Origin of the sequence: Streptomyces sp. NPDC007875 (assembly GCF_042868035.1) — a bacterium.
Taxonomy (GTDB): Bacteria; Actinomycetota; Actinomycetes; order Streptomycetales; family Streptomycetaceae; genus Streptomyces; species Streptomyces antimycoticus.
Window position 1 is genome coordinate 40,254 of sequence record NZ_JBIADZ010000051.1, and the last position, 493, is coordinate 40,746.

Genomic DNA, 493 nt, shown 5'->3' on the forward strand with positions numbered 1-493 from the left:
GTCCGGGCCATGGAACATGCCCGTCTGGGGCTTGCTTATAACCTCGCCCATGGGCGGGCCCCCAACATTGTCCCCCGGGGGGTCCCGCCGGCCCCGGCGGGCCCCCCCGCCCCCCCCGCCGCTCGTTCGTATCGACGGACTACGGCAGGTTGCGCGCCATCACGATGCGCTGGACCTGGTTGGTGCCCTCGTAGATCTGCGTGATCTTGGCATCGCGCATCATCCGCTCGAGCGGGTAGTCACGGGTGTAGCCGTAGCCGCCGAGCAGCTGGACGGCGTCCGTGGTGATCTCCATCGCGGCATCCGAGGCGTAGCACTTGGCCGCGGCCCCGAAGAACGTCAGGTCCTCCTTGCCGCCTCCGGCGGAGACCCGCTCGGACTTGGCCGCCGCCGCGTAGGTCAGCTGGCGGGCGGCCTCCAGCTTCATGGCCATGTCGGCGAGCATGAACTGGACGCCCTGGAAGTCGCCGATCGGCTTGCCGAACTGCTTGCG

The 493-nt window shown here is 69.6% G+C and carries 1 protein-coding gene; it reads right to left on the reverse strand.

Translation table 11 applies throughout. The features are described 5' to 3' along the window. Positions 1-139: 139 nt before the first annotated feature. On the reverse strand, positions 140-493 hold a 354-nt coding region (locus ACFYOY_RS46825), incomplete at its 5' end, for an acyl-CoA dehydrogenase family protein (protein ID WP_388594105.1).